Source organism: Mesorhizobium sp. WSM4887 (genome assembly GCF_029625865.1).
Taxonomy (GTDB): Bacteria; Pseudomonadota; Alphaproteobacteria; order Rhizobiales; family Rhizobiaceae; genus Mesorhizobium.
Genome location: NZ_JARTVP010000001.1, coordinates 237,457 through 250,155, shown reverse-complemented (window position 1 = coordinate 250,155; position 12,699 = coordinate 237,457). Strand labels below are relative to the sequence as shown.

The following is a 12,699-nucleotide window of genomic DNA, read 5'->3' as shown; positions in this document are numbered from 1 at the left end:
CGCGCCACCTCCCGCCGGAGACATTTCATGCAAAAACGCCGCCTCGGTCGGACAGACCTCCTTGTTTCGCAAATCTGCCTCGGTTCGATGACCTGGGGCCAGCAGAACACAGAGGCCGAAGGCCATGCCCAGATGGATCTGGCCTTCTCGCGCGGCGTGAATTTCATCGACACCGCCGAGCTTTACCCGATCCCGCCCAAAGCCGAGACGCAAGGGTGGACCGAGAGGATCATCGGCAGTTGGATGAAGACCAGGGGCAACCGCGACAAGGTCATCATCGCCTCGAAAGTGGTCGGCCGCACGGCCAACGCCTGGTTTCGCGGCGGCCGGCCATCGAAGCTTGTGCGCGCCGACATTTTCGATGCGGTCGAGAAGTCGCTCGCCAAGCTCCGCACCGATTACATCGATCTCTACCAGATTCATTGGCCGGACCGGGACATTCCCTGGGGTTCGAACCCGACGCGGGTCGGGGCGGTAGCGCGGCGGGCCGATGCTGTCGGAGCGCCGGCGGACGAGACGCCGATCGCCGAGACGCTAGCTGTCTTCGAGGAACTGGTGAAGGCGGGAAAAATCCGCCATTTAGGCCTGTCGAACGAAAGCTCGTGGGGCGTCATGCGTTTCCTGGCCGAGTCCGACAAGGGCGTCGGCCCGCGCGTCGCCTCGCTGCAGAACGCCTACAATCTCGTCAACCGCACCTTCGAGGTGAACCTGGCCGAAGTCTGCCAACGCGAAGAGATCGCGTTTCTACCTTATTCTCCGCTGGCGCAGGGCTACCTCACCGGCAAATATGATCACGGCGCGCGGCCGCAAGGCTCTCGCACGCAGCTCTTCAATCGCGGCCAGCGCTACGAGACGCCGAATGCGGCGGAAGTGCTGCTCCAATACAGCGAGCTGGCGCGCTCTTTCGGCATGGAGCCGGCGCTCTTCGCCAACGCCTATGTGACGAGCCGGCCTTTTGTGACCGCGAATATCGTCGGCGCCACCAGCGTCGCGCAGCTCGACATGGCGCTGTCTTCGGTCGAGGTCCGCTGGACGGAGGAGATGCAGAAGGCGGTCGATGCCATCCACCAGCGCGTCGGCAACCCTTGCCCGTGACTGGAAATCATTGAGAAGGACGAAGGGATGGAGGCGATGGCAGATTTTCCGATCGAGCTCGTGCGCGGACGGTTTCCAGCACTTTCGCTGACCGATAAGGGCCGCCGTCGCATCTATCTCGACAATCCCGCCGGAACCCAGGTGCCGCAGGCGGTGGCGGATGCGGTCTCGCGCTGCCTGCTAACGACAAACGCCAACCTCGGCGGCTTCTTCGAAACGACGGTCGCGGCGCAGCAGGTGGTCGATGATGCGCATGCGGCGATGGCCGATTTTCTCGGTGCGGCAAGCGTCGAGGAAATCATCATCGGCGCCAATATGACGACGCTGACCTACCACATGTCGCGCACACTCGGCCGGACGATGAAGCCGGGCGACGAGATCATCCTCACGCGCATGGACCACGAGGGCAATGTCTCGCCCTGGCTGCAGCTTGCAGAGGATCTCGGCCTTGTCGTGCGTTTCCTGCCCTTCGACGACAAGAGCTGGCAGGTCGAGGAAGCGCGGCTGAAGGCGCTGCTTTCGGAAAGGACGCGGCTTGTGGCGCTGAACTATGCCTCGAACCTCACCGGCTCGATCAACCGCGTGAGCGAGCTGACGGCACTCGCCAAGCAGGCCGGGGCGCTGGTCTATGTCGACGCGGTGCAATTCGCGCCGCACGGGCTGATCGACGTTCAGGCGCTGGGCTGCGATTTCCTGGTCTGCTCGGCCTATAAATTCTTCGGGCCGCATATGGGTATATTGTGGGGCCGCCGCGACGTCATCGATGCGCTGAAACCCTACAAATGCCGCTGCTCGTCCAACCACCTGCCGGAAAGATTCGAGCTCGGCACGCCGCAGATCGAGCTGATGGCTGGGTTGACCGCAGCGGTCGACTACTTCGCCGATCTCGGCGCCGCAGCCGGCGAGGGCGGTTCGCGGCGGCAGCGGATAGCGAGAGCCTTCGAAGTGTCGATCGCTTACGAGAACGCGCTCGCCCGGCAGTTGATCGAGGGCTTGTCGGACATCGAGGGGCTGACTATCCGCGGCATTACCGACCCGGAACGCTTCGGCGATCGCGTGCCGACAATTTCCTTCACGGTAGAGGGCATCGCGCCGGAAACGATCGTGCGACAGATGAATGCCGAGAACATCTTCCTGTGGTCCGGCCACAACTATGCATGGGAGATCGTCCACCAACTCGGCATTCCGCCGGAGCAGGGCGTCGTGCGCATCGGCATCGCGCATTACAACACGGCCGCAGAGATCGACGAGACGCTGGAAAGCGTACATCGCGTCATTGCAATGCTGAGGCAGCAGCGCGCCTGAACTATCCTTTCTTCCCGCCAAAGCCGGTCAGGAAAGCGGTGAGGTTGTCGCCGAGCGCATCGCAGAGGTAGCCGCCCTCCTGGATGATGACCGTCGGCAGGCCAAGGCCGGCGATCGCCTCGCCGATGCGCGCGAAGCCGGGCGTCGTCACCGAAAGGCCTCCGAACGGATCGCCTTCGAATGCGTCGAGGCCGAGCGCGACAACCAGCGCTTCCGGCGCGAAGGCACGGATGCGCCGGAAGGCTGTTTTCAGCCCTTCCAGAAAGGCCGCGTCGCCGGATTTGCGCGGCAGCGGCAGGTTGAGGTTGTAGCCGAGGCCCGCCCCTTCGCCGCGCTCGTCGGCATGGCCCCAGAAGAAGGGGTAGAAGCGCACCGGATCGGCATGCAGCGAGACGGTCAGAACATCCGGCCGGGCGTAAAAGATTCCCTGCGTGCCGTTGCCGTGATGCAGGTCGACATCGAGTATGGCGACGCGTCCCGCGTCCTTTCTCAGCACCTGCGCGGCGACCGCCGAATTGTTGATGAAGCAGAAGCCGCCCGCCACGTCGGCAAAGGCGTGATGGCCAGGCGGGCGGCAGAGCGCGTAAGCCGCCGTCGCGCCGGCCATCACGGCTTCGGCGGCTTCCACTGCGCTCCAGGCGCTCCAGAGCGCACTGTTCCAGGTCTCTACCGAGATCGGGCAGGCGGTGTCGGCCATATGATAGCCGGCCTGGCCGACCGCCGAGGCCGGGTAGGAGCCGCCGCGGCCGATTGGATGGATGTTCGGGATGACCTCCGCCGAGGCGCCATCGATGCGTTGCCAGCGCGCGAAGATGTGCTCGAGAAAGTCGAGATATTCGGGCGTATGCACGGCGGCGATCGGCCCAAGGCCATGGTCGTTGGGCCGTTCGATCGTCACACCGGCCGATCTTGCGCCGGCTAGCAATCTCTCGACCCGTTCCGGCTTTTCCGGATTGGGTTGCGGCGCGCCGCTGGAAAGGAAGGCCTTCGGGTCATGGCGCTTCTGTTCATCGGCATAGAAGGCTTTCATCGTTCGTCCTCCGGCGCGTCGGCAAAGGCAAAAAAGGCCTCGCCGACAATCTTGTGCACCTGCTCGTAGCTCGACCAGCCGATGCCGAGCTTTTCATAGAAGGTCTTCGCGGTTTCGTTATCGGTGTCGACGGAGAGCCTGAGATAGACGCCGCCTGCAGCGCGACACTCCTTGGCCACGCGCCGCAACAGCTTCTCACCGATGCGGCGGCCGCGAAAGCGGTCCTCGACATAGAGGTCCTGCACAAAGACCCCGGGCCGGCCCATCCAGGTCGAAAAGATCGGAAAGTGCAGGCAGAGCCCGGCAAACTCGCCGTCGACCTCGGCGATCAAGGTCGAAAAGGCGGGCTTTGCGCCGAAGCCGTAGCGGCGGAGGTCATCCGGTGTCGAGGTGATCTCTTGATGCGCGCCGATGTGGGTACCGAGGCGCAGCAAGGCGGCATGGATGGTTTCGGCATCCTCGATTTGGCCGGGGCGGAGGATAATTGTGCTCACGACAAGTATGGCGCCTGGGCACCCCCCTCTGTCCCGCCGGACATCTCCCCCGCAACGGGGGAGATCAGCAGGTGCACCGACGGCGCGGTTCCTGCAACGTCGGCGATTGGCGAAAGCGACAGCGACATCGGATCTCCCCCCTCGTGGGGGAGATGGCCGGCCGGCCAGAGGGGGGAGCGAAGGATCGCGAACATCTCAGGACGTCTCACAGCGCCATTTCACCCTCAGCCTGCAGCCGGCAGATCGAGTTCCTCCGCCAGCGCCTCGAGCGAGTCGCCGATGATGGCGATCATCTCGCCGATCTGCTCGCGCGTGATGATCATCGGCGGCGCCACCATGAAATTGTCGCCGTCGACGCCGCCCTTGACCTTGCGGCCATAGATGATCAGGCCGCGCGCATAGGCGTGGTCGAGCAGGCGCTGCGTTGCCTTTTTCGCCGGCGCGATCGGCGTCAGCGTCTCCGGATCGGCGACCATCTCGGCGCCGAGCAGCAAGCCCTTGCCGCGCACGTCGGCGATGAAAGGGAAACGCTTCTGCAACGCCTTCAATTCTGCGATCAGCACATCCCCCATGGTGGCGGCGTTGGCGATGAGATCGAGCCGGTCCATTTCGCTCAGCACCGCAAGGCCGGCCGCACAGGCAAGCGGATTGCCGGCGTAGGTGTGGCCGTGCTGGAAGCCGCCGGAGGCGAGCAGCGGCTCGACCAGTCGCATGGGAGCCGCCAGCGCGCCGAGCGGCGCATAGCCGGAGCCCAGCCCTTTTGACAGCGCGACGATGTCCGGCTTGCAGTTCCAATGGTCGCCGCCCAAAAATTTACCGGTGCGGCCGGCACCGCTCATCACCTCGTCATGGATGAGCAGGATGCCGTAGCGGTCGCAGATCTCGCGGATGCGCGCATAGTAGCTGTCGGGCGCGACAAGGGCTGCCGTTGCCGCGCCGCCGACGGGTTCCATGATGAAGGCGAGCACGCTTTCCGGGCCCTCGGCCTGTATCTTGTCTTCGAGCATGTCGGCATAACGGATGCCGCGCTGCTCCATCGAGAGGTTGTCGCGATCGCGCCAGGCGGCAGGCGCCGGCACCGTCGGCATCACCCGCATCAACGGCGTAAAAGTCTCGGCAAGCGCGTCGTCGCCGGTGATGGCGAGCGAACCCAGCGTGCCACCGTGATAGGACGGGAAGCGGGTGATCACCTTCCAGCGCTTCGGCTGCCCGGTGGCGACCGCCCATTGCCGGGCGAGTTTGATGCAGGATTCGGTCGCTTCCGAGCCGCCCGAGACGAAGAAGATGCGGTCCATGCCTTCGGGCAGCTTGTGAGCCAGTGCCCGCGCCAGTTCTTCCGCCGGTTCGTTCTCGAAATGAAGCCGATAGGCGAAGGTGGTCTTGTCCATCTGCCGCTTCATGGCGTCGAGCACGTTGCGGTTGGAATGGCCGATATTGGCGACCATCGGTCCGCTTGAACCGTCGATGAAGCGGCGGCCGTCCTTGGTCCAGAAATAGATGCCCTCGGCGCGGTCGACGAGTGGCCGGCGCAGGCTGGAGAGATAGAACAAATGCGACGGCGGCCGCGCTTCGGCTTCAGGCGAGGGCTGCACTTCCGGTGTCGGCATGTCAGGACTTTCCGAGATAGCGGTCGAGAACATTCTTGGTGACGCGTTCGACCATCGCGTCCTGCCTTAGCAGGCCGGCGACCCATTCGCAGCTTCCGGCGTGGAAGACTTCGCCCTTGCGGCGCGGGAAATTGACGATCATGCCGTTGCCGCGCTTGACCTTATCGAGATTGGCGTCGCTGGCCTCGCCGAACAAAGTCTCGGCGGTGAAGCGGCCGTCCTCGTCGGTGAGGAACTGGTCTTCGATCGGAATGTCGGCGCTTTCCTCGACCTGACTCGCCAGGCCGACGGCCAGCACCTGCAAGCCGTCCGGCGCGCCGCTCTCTTCAGTCGGGTAGGGCAGGCCGCCGCGTATTTCGAAATCGAGCCCGTCGACCTCATAGCCATAGACATGGCTATCGGCGCCAAGCAGGTCGCCATAATAGATGCCGGTGCCGGCGAAGGCCCAGTGCTCGGGGCGGTAGACCGGGAAGCCGCGCACACCGCGCGGCGCGCAGCCGCCCCAGCCGGCATAGACGCCACGCGTCGCGTTGAGGCCGAAGGTAGCGCTGCCCGGACGGCCGATCTCCGGCGCTTCCCAGGAATTGGTGGCGCGGGTGATGTCGCCGCCGCGATAGGCCGGGTCTTCGGCCCGCGCCCGGTATTTGTAGCAAACCTGGCGTCGGCCCTCGTCCTCCAGCCTGGTCTGCCACATGAAATTGCCGGCGAAGCGCGCCGCGTGGCCACCGCGCTCGACATAAGCGTCCACCGCGTCGCGCATCTCCCAGGTCCAGTATTCGTCGTGGCCGACGAAGACGACGCAATCATAGCCGTCGAGGATTTCCGGCGAGAAGTGCAGCTCGTGCTGGCTGGCGAGGTCGACCTGATATCCGGCGCGTTCGGCAAAGCGGAAGAAATGGCTGTCGTAGCTTGCCCAGCCGGAAGACGCGTATTTCTTCGAATGTCCCGTGGCAAAGGCCCATTCCATATGCGGATAACGCGGCACGGTCTTCGGCGGCACAGCGACTTCCAGGGGCACGCGCGGTGCATCCTTGGGCAGCACGACGAAGCCGCGGCACCAAGGGCGCTGCGTGGAGACCATCGTGGCATATCGGTCGCGGTTCGGGCCGGTGATGCCCTGATAGTGGTTGGAGCCGCCCCAGGTGTTATAGGCGAGCCAGGTGCCGGTCGCGGCGATCTGCAGCAGGCGACCAGGCTTGCGGCCGGGCAGGGGCGCGACGATGAAGAGGTGGTGGCTCTCGATCGGCGTGCCGTCCGGCCCTTCAGCCGAAAGCCTGACACGGTAAGCTCCCGACGGCCAGTCATCGCCGATGCGGAATTCGAACGAGGCTTCCCAGCCGCAGCCGTCGACCGAACATTGCTCGGGCGTTTCCTGCCAGCGCGCCGACAGTCCCGACCCATCGAAGACCTTGGTTTCATCGCCGCCGTCGCGGACGATGACAATCCTGAATTGCGGGGCCGTCGAGCTGACGAAAAGCGTCACCGTCTCGCCCGGACGATAGGAAAAGCGGTCGCTGTAGCACCAGATCTCGCCGCTCGAGCCATCCATGCCGGGCCACTCGTAATAATGCCCGCGCACCGCCTCCCGGCGCTGCTCGGGCGTCAGTCCGAAATCGGGAAAGTCGGCGGGCCGTTGCGTCATGGAAAAACCGAAACCAAGAGGTCGCCATTGAGACCGTAGGACGGCCAAGCGTCAAACGGAAACGATCGGGCCAGCAGGCGCTTGGCCTTATCCGGCAAACGGCTTATTTGATCTTCAGGCGATGTTTGAACGCCGGGAGCCAAGATGCTGCGCGTGCAAAGGGTCAAGGTCGACGACATCTATGTGCCGATGGCGAGGCGCAAGACGCTGCATCCGGAGACGGTGCGCCATCTTGCCGAGGATATCCTCGAGAACGGCATGAAGACCCCGATCCAGGTGCGCCACGACGGCAAGCGCCATGTCCTGATCGAGGGGCTGCACCGGCTGGAAGCCGCCAAATGGCTCGGCGAAACCGAGATCGACGCCTATCTCGTCCAGGCGCGCCGCCACTGACGCCATTCCCTATCGGTTGCCGTGTCGGCCCCTGCATCACCGTGAGCGATCGCGTCCTATCAATGCTTTTTAATTGACGCTGCGATGTTCGCCGCTACCGTGCCGGCCTTCCTGTCAATCGGGTACTTGGACATGGCGAAATACCAGGGCGGATGCCTGTGCGGCGCAGTGCGCTATCGCGCCGAGGCCGAACCAATCAACGAGCGCGTCTGCCATTGCCGGCTGTGCCAGAAGGCGATCGGCGCCGCCTTCAATGCGCGGCTCCTGTTTCGCATCGATGATGTCACGATCGAGGGGCCGGTGGCGACGGTCAATTCCTCGCCGGACCTCAAGCGTGGCTTCTGCCCGGCTTGCGGCACGACGATCTTTTCGCGACGTGACTCCAGGGGCATTCTCGGCGTCACATCCGGCTCGCTCGACGATCCGTCCGCGTTCAAGCCCGATATGCATTTCTGGACCGCTTCGAAGCAGCCTTGGGTGCGGCTGGATGACGGCCTGCCGCAATATGAGGGGGCACCGCCGGCATAGAGTTTTCCGATCTCCCACAACAATGGGAGAAGGAAGAATGCCTGCACAAAAATTTCATCTTCGATTCACGAGATAGCCGGCAAAGCGTCATTGGCGGGCCATCATTGGCTGCCTATCTAAAGCGCCACGCGGGAAGGCATCGAGGAGGCGACGGATGAGCGAGAGCAGCAACCCCCTGGACGAGCTTTTGAACGACCCGATGATCCAACTCGTGATGGAGCGAGACCGCGTGCGCCCGGCCGAGCTTCGCCTGCTCTTGGAAAAGGCTCGCGACAGGGCTGCCGACGATTCCCGCTTCGACCAGCCGGTGCTGCCGCCGGCGCATATCGTGGCCAGAAGCTGCCTGAAGCAATGGCTGTACCGCTAAAGCGCGTCGCGCCGAACTGACGCGCTTTAGGTCTTTCCGATCAGCTCGAATGCGCCGGCAAATAGCTGTAATGACTGCGGAGATAGGCAATTTTGAAGCCGAGCCGGGCGTAGTTGCGGTAGGCCGGACCGTGGCGTTCGGGGCGCGGCGCCTCGATGTCGGCGACGAACAGTCTTGCGCCGGCGGCTATGCCGTCGCGGACCAGCCTTTCGCCAAGCATGGCGTCGAGGTCGAAGCTCGGCGCCATGATGCCAGGCACCGGGGCGTCGATCCCGCTCCAGGCGGCGCCATCCGAGATGAACATTGAACGCACGGCAGCCACGGCGCCATCGCGTTTCAGCATGTAGTGACGCCAACCCTCGCGGCCGACCAGCGCGATGAGCCAGGGCGAGGTGGGCAGCCTGTACTTCGCATCGATGAAGGAGGCCCATTCGGGAGCGGTCTTGGACGTAACCTCTTCGACCGACAGATCGTCTGCCGGGAACAGCGGCTCGGCAGGCAGCGGCGTTGCGACGCGAAAAATTCGTTCCCAGCCGCTCTGATGCTGGAGCCCGCGCGCTTCCAGCCAGCAGCGCAGCCGGGAAGGCTCGGTGTGCGGGCTTGTGCAGAACCACGGCCGCAAGATGCCGGCAGCGCGGTAATGCGCCAGCAGCGAATCGAGCTGATCTTCCGTGGCCGGGCCGTCGACGCCGATGTTCTTCACGCAGTTGAAATGGATGAACGGGATCGTCGTGCAGGTGGTCCAGACGAGGTCGCCGTCGCGGGCGAGCGACAAGCCGTGCCGCGCGGCGAATTCCGTGGGCGCGGCATCGTAGAGATCGAGCCAGGCATTGACCTCTGCGCGCTCGATGGCGCGGCTCAAATCACGCGAGACCTCCTCGATCCCGATTTCCGGATGGTGCGACACCGGCGGGACGACCGGCTGCAGTTCCGAGAGGGCGGCAGTCGACATGCTAGTCCTCCTCCGATCTGCCTTACAGTGTAAGATTAGCGCATGATAATATGGAAGCGCCTGTTGTCAAGCAGGATAAGCGGCACCTTACAAATCCGTGAATTGGCTTCGCCGTACCATGAGGCTAAGCCTGCCCTTGAGGGGGTTTGCGCATAACAATTCATTTTCGCCGGGGAAAGGACAGGGATGACGGACGTCTGCACGCAGGGATTGGACACCGGCTTTGTCAGCCTGGGCTACGCCAAGGTGGCGTTTCTCGGCATCGTGCAAGGCATCACCGAACTGCTGCCGATCTCTTCGACGGCGCATATGCGCGTCGTGCCCGCCGTGCTTGGCTGGCAGGACCCGGGCTCGGCCTTTTCTGCGGCTATGCAACTCGCGGCCCTTGCCGCGGTGATCAGCTATTTCTGGAGCGACGTCAGGGAAGTCGCGGTGGGGTCGCTGGCGGCGCTCACGCGCCGCGACTATGCCAACCGCTATTTCCGCCTGGCGATCGGCATCGTGCTTGCCACCGTTCCGATCGTCATCGCCGGCCTCGCGCTATCCAGCGTGCTCAATGCCTGCAACTCGCCGTTGCGCGGGCTGGCCGTGATCGGCTGGGCCTGCATCGCCATGGCCGTGCTGCTTGCGCTGTCGGAAATCTATGCCCGCCACAGGCTGACCCTGGACAAGGTGTCCGTGCTCGACGCCTTGCTCGTCGGCGTGGCCCAGGTCGGCGCGCTCATTCCCGGCGTGTCGCGCTCGGGATCGACGCTGACGGCGGCGCTGGGTCTTGGCTATGCCCGCCCGGAGGCGGCGCGGCTTTCCTTCCTGCTCGGCCTGCCGGCCATCGCGTTGGCAGGCCTGAAGGAGCTTTGGGAACTGCACAAGATTCACCTCGGCGCTTATGGCTGGTCGGTCCTGGCGGTCGGCCTCGTCGTCGCTTCGATTTCCGCCTTCTTCGCCATATGGGGACTGATGCGCGTGCTCGAGCGCTTTTCCGCCTGGCCCTTCGTCATCTATCGCGGCCTGCTCGGCGTCGTGCTGCTGATCGGCGTCGCCGTCGGCTGGCTGAGCTAGAGGCTTTCACCGAATCCGCTATACCGGCACCTGAACCTTGCTTCGGGTGCGCTATGGACATTGCAACGCTGCTGCAATCGCTGCCGTTGCTGGCAGCGCTGGTGAAATCGGCGGTGCCGGCAGTAGTCGGTGCGGGCCTGGGGCTCAGCCAATGGGTCGCAGCGCTGCCGCCGTGCCGCAATCACACCTTCGAGACCGCGACCTATCTCGTCTGCGAGACGGACCCGAAGCATTACTCGATCGAGCTGTTCTGGAAGGATCCCGACGGCAAGCTCTACCAGTCGCTGCACAATCTTCGAAGCGCGCAGCAGGCGGCCGGACGCACCATGCTCTTCGGCATCAATGCCGGCATGTACCATCCCAATCTCGCGCCTGTCGGTCTCTATGTCGAGCGCGGGCAGCAGATCGCGTCGGCGAAGACCGGGGCCGGCTCCGGCAATTTCTCGATGCAGCCCAACGGCGTCTTCTATCTTAGCGACGGCAAGGCCGGCGTTCGCGCGACGAAGGATTATCTGAAGCGTTCCCCGAAGGTGGACTATGCCACCCAGTCCGGGCCGATGCTGGTGATCGACGGAAAGCTGCATCCGAAATTCCAGGCCGACAGCCCTTCGCGAAAAATCCGCGATGGCGTCGGCGTGCGTGGCGACGGCGTCGTCGTCTTCGCCATCTCGAACGACGTGGTGACTTTCCACGAATTCGCGCGCCTGTTCCGCGACGAGCTCGACTGTCCCAACGCGCTCTTCCTCGACGGGTCGATCTCCAGCCTCTATGCGCCGGCTATTGGCCGCAACGACGATTTCTGGAATCTCGGGCCGATGATCGGCGTGTTCAGGCGCTGAGCAATTCGAGGAAAACCGAGAAGCGGTGTGCCGTTCGGAAATTGCGTGGAAACAAAGGCGGAGCTTTTATTGTCGGCTTGCCTGGCGAATCGCCCCGCCGAACCAAAGGTAAATTTTGATTCAAACTTTGTTGGTAATTTCTCATTAGGAATGGGGCTTCCGGCGGCGCTGTTTCGGCCCTCGGTCTGTTTTGTTTTGCGTACAGGTCAAGATGCGGATTTTTGGCGTCGTCAGTTTCGTGCTTGCAGGGCTTTGCCTTGCCGGCTGCTCGTCTACCTCGGGCGTTGATGCCTTGCAGATGCCGTCGAACGAGACGACCAGTTCGGTCGTGCGGCCGAGCGCGCCGGTAACGAAGGCAGTGAAGACCGCCGACGCTGCGATGACGGTGGAGACCGTTTCCATGGCGGGCGCCGCGCGCATCAGGCCGCCGGCGTCCCTGCCTGGCGACCAGAATGCTCGTGTTGACGAGGACAACGCGCGTCCAGGGGGCGAGAACTCGCGTCTTGACGTCGAGAATTCGCGTCCCTTTGGCTTGGCCGAGGAAGAGACGGTGGCATTCCCGGCGCCGGACCTGCCGGATACGGTCGAGCCTCCGGTCGAGGCCGCAGCACTCGTCTCGCCGCCGAAGCGGCTGTCCCGCGCAGCGCCCGCGATGCTGGCTGGCCCTGTTACCCGCTATGCCTTTCGCGATGCCAAGCCGATCAATTTCGGCCGCGCCTCGCCCAGGCACCTTGCCGTCCATGGCGTCGACGTGTCGCGCTGGCAGGGCAATATCAACTGGCAAAAGCTGCGCGCCCAGGGCGCCAACTTCGCCTACATCAAGGCGACCGACGGCGGCGACCATCTCGATCCGATGTTCATGAAAAACTGGCGCGGCGCCGATGCCGCCGGGCTGAAGCGCGGCGCCTATCATTTCTTCTACTGGTGCCGCACCGCCGGCGAGCAGGCCGACTGGTTCATCCGCAACGTGCCGCGAGTCCAGGGCGCGCTGCCGCCGGTCATCGATGTCGAGTGGAACGGCGAGTCCTCCTGCAAGCGCCGGCCTTCGCGCCAGAAGGTGCTGGAGAAGATGCAGGTGTTCATGGACAAGCTGGAGCGCCACTACGGCCAGCGGCCCATCATCTACACGTCGCCGGATTTTTATCGCGACAATCTGCGTGGTGCATTTCTCGACTATCCGTTCTGGCTGCGCGCGGTGGCCGCCCATCCGTCAAAGGTCTATCCGGGCCGCAACTGGCTGTTCTGGCAATATTCGGGCTCCGGCCTGTCGCATGGCGTGAGCGGCCGCATCGACCTCAATGTCTTCCACGGCGACGAGCGGCAGTGGCGCAGGTGGCTGGGCGGCGGCGAGGTGGTGGCCGACGCGAATTGAGGCCGTATGCTTCACC

Annotated in this window: 13 protein-coding genes; 8 read left to right on the top strand and 5 right to left on the bottom strand. The window is 64.0% G+C overall.

What is annotated here, in order from left to right:
- Positions 1–27: 27 nt before the first annotated feature.
- Both P9230_RS01190 and P9230_RS01185 read left to right on the top strand, forming a co-directional pair.
- Positions 28–1,095, top strand: coding sequence for an aldo/keto reductase (locus tag P9230_RS01190; protein ID WP_067328473.1), 1,068 nt, complete (start codon positions 28–30; stop codon positions 1,093–1,095).
- A gap of 36 nt (positions 1,096–1,131) precedes the next feature.
- Entirely contained in the window at positions 1,132–2,400 is a 1,269-nt protein-coding gene (locus P9230_RS01185) for a cysteine desulfurase-like protein (RefSeq protein WP_127243386.1), read from the top strand.
- 1 nt (position 2,401) lies between these two features.
- Here P9230_RS01185 and P9230_RS01180 read toward each other — a convergent pair whose 3' ends face one another.
- From P9230_RS01180 to P9230_RS01165, 4 genes are all read right to left on the bottom strand, one after another.
- Positions 2,402–3,430 (bottom strand): histone deacetylase family protein, encoded by a 1,029-nt coding sequence (locus tag P9230_RS01180; RefSeq protein WP_278117069.1) that lies wholly within the window; start codon positions 3,428–3,430, stop codon positions 2,402–2,404.
- Positions 3,427–3,924: a GNAT family N-acetyltransferase gene (locus P9230_RS01175; RefSeq protein ID WP_278054259.1), complete on the bottom strand. Its 498-nt coding sequence runs from the start codon at positions 3,922–3,924 to the stop codon at positions 3,427–3,429. The genes P9230_RS01180 and P9230_RS01175 overlap by 4 nt, the downstream gene beginning before the upstream one ends.
- A gap of 224 nt (positions 3,925–4,148) precedes the next feature.
- Positions 4,149–5,531, bottom strand: coding sequence for an aspartate aminotransferase family protein (locus tag P9230_RS01170; protein WP_278117067.1), 1,383 nt, complete (start codon positions 5,529–5,531; stop codon positions 4,149–4,151).
- Between the two features lies 1 nt (position 5,532).
- On the bottom strand, positions 5,533–7,173 hold the full coding sequence (locus P9230_RS01165; protein ID WP_278117065.1) for a N,N-dimethylformamidase beta subunit family domain-containing protein: 1,641 nt from the start codon (positions 7,171–7,173) through the stop codon (positions 5,533–5,535).
- A gap of 144 nt (positions 7,174–7,317) precedes the next feature.
- Between P9230_RS01165 and P9230_RS01160 the strand changes: the two genes are divergently transcribed.
- The 3 genes from P9230_RS01160 to P9230_RS01150 all read left to right on the top strand — a co-directional run bounded on the left by P9230_RS01160 (position 7,318) and on the right by P9230_RS01150 (position 8,461).
- Entirely contained in the window at positions 7,318–7,566 is a 249-nt protein-coding gene (locus tag P9230_RS01160) for a ParB N-terminal domain-containing protein (RefSeq protein WP_095800826.1), read from the top strand.
- 132 nt (positions 7,567–7,698) lie between these two features.
- Positions 7,699–8,094, top strand: coding sequence for a GFA family protein (locus P9230_RS01155; RefSeq protein WP_095779642.1), 396 nt, complete (start codon positions 7,699–7,701; stop codon positions 8,092–8,094).
- A 154-nt stretch (positions 8,095–8,248) separates the two neighbouring features.
- Positions 8,249–8,461 (top strand): hypothetical protein, encoded by a 213-nt coding sequence (locus P9230_RS01150; protein WP_067328366.1) that lies wholly within the window; start codon positions 8,249–8,251, stop codon positions 8,459–8,461.
- Positions 8,462–8,501: 40 nt separating this feature from the next.
- On the opposite strand, the gene P9230_RS01145 is transcribed toward P9230_RS01150, so the two are convergent.
- A complete protein-coding gene (locus P9230_RS01145) occupies positions 8,502–9,413 on the bottom strand; it encodes a hypothetical protein (protein WP_095800825.1) in 912 nt (303 codons plus the stop codon).
- A 186-nt stretch (positions 9,414–9,599) separates the two neighbouring features.
- Between P9230_RS01145 and P9230_RS01140 the strand changes: the two genes are divergently transcribed.
- The 3 genes from P9230_RS01140 to P9230_RS01130 all read left to right on the top strand — a co-directional run bounded on the left by P9230_RS01140 (position 9,600) and on the right by P9230_RS01130 (position 12,683).
- The gene (locus tag P9230_RS01140) at positions 9,600–10,472 is read left to right on the top strand and encodes an undecaprenyl-diphosphate phosphatase (protein WP_066995237.1); all 873 of its coding nucleotides are present in this window, start codon (positions 9,600–9,602) and stop codon (positions 10,470–10,472) included.
- 53 nt (positions 10,473–10,525) lie between these two features.
- Positions 10,526–11,311, top strand: a complete 786-nt coding sequence (locus P9230_RS01135) for a phosphodiester glycosidase family protein (protein ID WP_095800824.1) — start codon at positions 10,526–10,528, stop codon at positions 11,309–11,311.
- A gap of 211 nt (positions 11,312–11,522) precedes the next feature.
- Positions 11,523–12,683: a GH25 family lysozyme gene (locus P9230_RS01130; protein WP_127217051.1), complete on the top strand. Its 1,161-nt coding sequence runs from the start codon at positions 11,523–11,525 to the stop codon at positions 12,681–12,683.
- Positions 12,684–12,699 lie beyond the last annotated feature (16 nt).

What these genes read in the sequence shown, in the direction of transcription:
- P9230_RS01170 (WP_278117067.1), bottom strand. Translation starts at nt 5,531, where the DNA reads ATGCCGACACCGGAAGTGCAGCCCTCGCCTGAAGCCGAAGCGCGGCCG.
- P9230_RS01150 (WP_067328366.1), top strand. Translation starts at nt 8,249, where the DNA reads ATGAGCGAGAGCAGCAACCCCCTGGACGAGCTTTTGAACGACCCGATG.
- P9230_RS01155 (WP_095779642.1), top strand. Translation starts at nt 7,699, where the DNA reads ATGGCGAAATACCAGGGCGGATGCCTGTGCGGCGCAGTGCGCTATCGC.
- P9230_RS01135 (WP_095800824.1), top strand. Translation starts at nt 10,526, where the DNA reads ATGGACATTGCAACGCTGCTGCAATCGCTGCCGTTGCTGGCAGCGCTG.
- P9230_RS01160 (WP_095800826.1), top strand. Translation starts at nt 7,318, where the DNA reads ATGCTGCGCGTGCAAAGGGTCAAGGTCGACGACATCTATGTGCCGATG.
- P9230_RS01190 (WP_067328473.1), top strand. Translation starts at nt 28, where the DNA reads ATGCAAAAACGCCGCCTCGGTCGGACAGACCTCCTTGTTTCGCAAATC.
- P9230_RS01165 (WP_278117065.1), bottom strand. Translation starts at nt 7,173, where the DNA reads ATGACGCAACGGCCCGCCGACTTTCCCGATTTCGGACTGACGCCCGAG.
- P9230_RS01145 (WP_095800825.1), bottom strand. Translation starts at nt 9,413, where the DNA reads ATGTCGACTGCCGCCCTCTCGGAACTGCAGCCGGTCGTCCCGCCGGTG.
- P9230_RS01185 (WP_127243386.1), top strand. Translation starts at nt 1,132, where the DNA reads ATGGCAGATTTTCCGATCGAGCTCGTGCGCGGACGGTTTCCAGCACTT.
- P9230_RS01180 (WP_278117069.1), bottom strand. Translation starts at nt 3,430, where the DNA reads ATGAAAGCCTTCTATGCCGATGAACAGAAGCGCCATGACCCGAAGGCC.
- P9230_RS01140 (WP_066995237.1), top strand. Translation starts at nt 9,600, where the DNA reads ATGACGGACGTCTGCACGCAGGGATTGGACACCGGCTTTGTCAGCCTG.
- P9230_RS01130 (WP_127217051.1), top strand. Translation starts at nt 11,523, where the DNA reads ATGCGGATTTTTGGCGTCGTCAGTTTCGTGCTTGCAGGGCTTTGCCTT.